The sequence below is a fragment of the Sulfurovum sp. genome (genome assembly GCF_041551015.1).
In the GTDB taxonomy this organism is placed as follows: domain Bacteria; phylum Campylobacterota; class Campylobacteria; order Campylobacterales; family Sulfurovaceae; genus Sulfurovum.
Genome location: NZ_JBFENQ010000167.1, coordinates 1 through 3559, shown reverse-complemented (window position 1 = coordinate 3559; position 3559 = coordinate 1). Strand labels below are relative to the sequence as shown.

4 protein-coding genes are annotated in these 3559 nt (G+C 38.6%); 1 reads left to right on the top strand and 3 read right to left on the bottom strand.

The window, feature by feature from the left end; genetic code table 11:
- The 3 genes from ABZC96_RS09175 to ABZC96_RS09165 form a co-directional block, all read right to left on the bottom strand.
- Positions 1–389: DUF4149 domain-containing protein (locus ABZC96_RS09175; RefSeq protein WP_373030623.1), on the bottom strand; the 389-nt coding region annotated here is incomplete at its 3' end.
- Complete coding sequence (prmC, locus tag ABZC96_RS09170; protein ID WP_373030621.1) at positions 389–1222, bottom strand: peptide chain release factor N(5)-glutamine methyltransferase; 834 nt, start codon at positions 1220–1222, stop codon at positions 389–391. The genes prmC and ABZC96_RS09175, both read right to left, overlap by 1 nt.
- Positions 1212–2483 (bottom strand): M48 family metallopeptidase, encoded by a 1272-nt coding sequence (locus ABZC96_RS09165; protein WP_373030619.1) that lies wholly within the window; start codon positions 2481–2483, stop codon positions 1212–1214. The genes prmC and ABZC96_RS09165 overlap by 11 nt, the downstream gene beginning before the upstream one ends.
- A 98-nt stretch (positions 2484–2581) precedes the next feature.
- Here ABZC96_RS09165 and ABZC96_RS09160 point away from each other — a divergent pair.
- Positions 2582–3559, top strand: a 978-nt coding sequence (locus tag ABZC96_RS09160; RefSeq protein ID WP_373030617.1) for an ABC-F family ATP-binding cassette domain-containing protein, incomplete at its 3' end; no start/stop codon positions are given.

Here is a 3559-nt window from a genome sequence, read left to right as displayed (position 1 = left end):
TTGATGAATGCCACTGATTTTGTTGCTTCCACACCCTGTTCCTGCATGGCAATAATATCTGGGATATAGTACTGTGAAAAAAGCAGCCCCGTTGCCAACACAAAAAATGTTGCTACCTGTGTCAAAGTATCTCTCTCAAATTTTTTAAACTTATACCCTTCATACAGTACTACAGAAACAAGTACCACATTCACCAGATAAGAGAGTCTCAAAAAGTTCTCTGTCATGATCTGACCTTCTTGGAAGCGTGTTAAAATATCTGCACCCAGCCATTGGTCTGTATTAAATGTAACAGGCGCTACTACAATACCGGCAAAAAGTCCTGCCCCAAGCATCGCACTTAGAAGTATGAGGTATGCCATAGTTAGCATTCTAAAATATTTATTCATTATTCTTTCCCTTCATTAAATTTGATTACAAATCCACGATCAAAGCCTGCTAGGTCTTTATAAAATTTTATGTATTCTACTCCGATTTCATTAACAAAGACTTGCAGTGGTTCTTTTTGATCGTATCCCATTTCGCAAGCAAGATATTTAATACCTCTATTCTTCACATCCAAGATGATCTGTTTTAGTAACTCATCTCCAACTCTGCCACCAAAAAGTGCTTCTTTGGGCTCATAATCAATCACATTGGATTCAAGTAAAAAATCTTCGGCGATATAAGGAGGATTTGAAACCACCAATTCCAAAGCTTCAGGTACTTCATCTATGAGGTTAGACTTGCGAAGTTCTATCTGTTGGTTCAGACCAAATGTCTTGATGTTCTTTTCTGCCACTTTGATCGGCATATCACTAATATCTGTAGCAATAATGTGAAGCTGAGGGAATTTACGGGCCAATACGATTGAGATAGCACCTGACCCTACACCTATTTCAGCAATGTTAGTGATATTTTCTTTTTCTATGATCTCGGCTACAAGGTCTATGAGTATCTCTGTCTCAGGTCGGGGGATGAGTACACCCTTTTCAACTTCTAAATGAATATCATAGAAACTGACAGACCCTACGATGTATTCGTAAGGCTCATGAGAAGCTCTTCTTTGAATGAGCTTTTGGAATTTATCTACATCAGGAAAACTCTCACTCTCGTGTATCAGTAAATAGGTACGGTCTTGTCCAAGATGATAGGCCAAAAGTAACTCTGCTTCAAAAGCAGGACGTTCACAAGCCTCTTTAAGTTCTTCTCTTGCCCAGGAAAGGGCCTCTTTAATCATCATTTCTATCCATATGTCCAAAGATACCATCTTTTGATAAAGCTGTTTCTTCTCCTACAATAGTATTGGATGCATCAAAACCTAACTCTTTAAGTCTTTCAAGCACTGGAGGATGTGTATAGTAAAAGAAGATTACCAATGGATGTGACTTTGGGAATGCTTTGTTTTCTGTAACCAGTTTCATCAGTGCAGATACCAGATTTTCTTTACCACCCACTTGCGAGCCATACTCATCTGCTGCATACTCATTATGACGACTTACATACGACATAAATGGGGTAAAGACAAAACTTACAAGTGGCAACAACAACATTAGCATAGCTATCTGTACACCAGCTTCAGGCACCACACCCATCTGTGTAAACAGCGCATCCGGTAAATGTCCAAAGAGATAAAATGCAATAAAAAGCAGTACCCCCATAAGTCCTATGTTTTTCCAAATATCTCCGTGTGAAAAGTGTCCCAGTTCATGTCCCAGTACTGCAAGAAGTTCTTTGGTGTTAAGTTTTTCTAAAAGTGTGTCAAAAAGTACAACGCGTTTACTCTTACCTAATCCACCGAAAAATGCATTGAGACGGCTGTCCCGTTTACTTGCATCCATTACAAAAATACCGTCACTTTTGAGCCCTGCCTGGTTCATCATTACTGTGATCTTTTCTTTGAGTTCACCCTCTTCAAGTGGAGAAAACTTGTTAAAGAGTGCCATAAATGTAGGAGCCAACAGGTTTGCCAATATCGCTACAGTGAACATTGCTGCAAAGCCCCAGATCCACCATGTTTCATAACTCTGTATAATCCAAGATAAAAGTGCAAAAACAGCACCACCCAAAATGAAAAATAAGAGACTTGATTTTAACAGATCAATAACAAACATTTTTGCCGTCATTTTATTAAATCCATAAGCTTCATCTATCTTAAATTTTTGGTAAAGCTCAAAAGGAAGACCGATAATGTAATTGACAATGATAAAACCAAAAAGGAACACAACTGCCTGCATGATACTTCCTTCTACTTGAACCATAGATGAAAGCCAGGCAAAACCTGCAAATACCCACCATATAAATACCAGATAATCCACAAAAGTAGTGACAAGGGAAAGTTTCCCATTAGCCACCGCATAGTTTCCTGCTATTAAATATTTGTCTGCTGACATTAGCACAGGAGTTTTTCTTTTTTCTTCATTGATATACCCTATCTGCATGATGGAGATATAAAGTTTCATAAATGTATAAATAGAGTAAAAGATGATGATGGTTTCTAGCATAAATTTCCTTGCTGATATAATGGTGAAATATACCAAATCAAGCCTTAAAGCCCACTCTATTTGCTATAATTACGACAATATACAACAAGGAATACTTTTTGGCACTCATCGACCTCTTTGACATTAAAAAACAATATGACATTAAACTACTTTTGAATGGAGTTGATTTTCATCTGAATGAAGGTGAACGTGTCACTATCGTTGGGCAAAATGGATGTGGAAAATCTACATTGATGAAGATCATCATGGGAGAAGAGGAACCTACAGAGGGTAAAAGAGTAGTGAACAGTTCCATACATATAGAAATGCTTGCACAACAGCCTCACTTTGACCCAGGTCTTTCAGTCAGAGAAGCGATATTTAATGAACTTACAGAGCTCAAAGACGCCAAAGATGAGTATGATAGGCTTAGTCTCAAAGTTGCTGAAGACTTTGAAAATGAAGAGCTGCTTAAAAAACTCGAAAAAGTCTCCTCTTTTTTGGACCATCATAATGCCTGGAACCTTGATGATAAGATAGAACGTGTCATGCAAGAGTTCCAGCTCAAAGCCTATGAGCACCGTCCTGTAGTTTCTCTCTCCGGAGGAGAACAACGCCGTGTAGCTCTGGCGTCTCTCATACTCAAAAAACCTGATGTACTACTCCTTGACGAACCTACCAACCACCTTGATGTCTATATGGTAGAGTTTTTAGAAGAAATACTCCTCAAAGAGAACTTCACTTTACTTTTCATCTCACACGATAGACATTTCATCGACACCATTGCCACACGTGTTGTAGAAGTAGATAACCAGGAGCTTGTAAGTTATACCGGTGGATACATGAATTACCTTGAACAAAAAGAAGCACGTATGCATGCCCTCCAAAAAGGGCATGACAACTTACTAAGACTTCTTAAGCAAGAGGAAGCCTGGCTAGGAAAAGGTGTAAAAGCCAGAGAAAAACGTAATCAGGGACGTAAAAAACGTGTCTTTGAACTTCGTGATGAAGCAAAGAAAAATCCTACTCTTATTCGGAAGATGATGGTAGAACTTGAACGTGAGAAAAAACACTTTAACCGTGATGAAGGTGTCTCA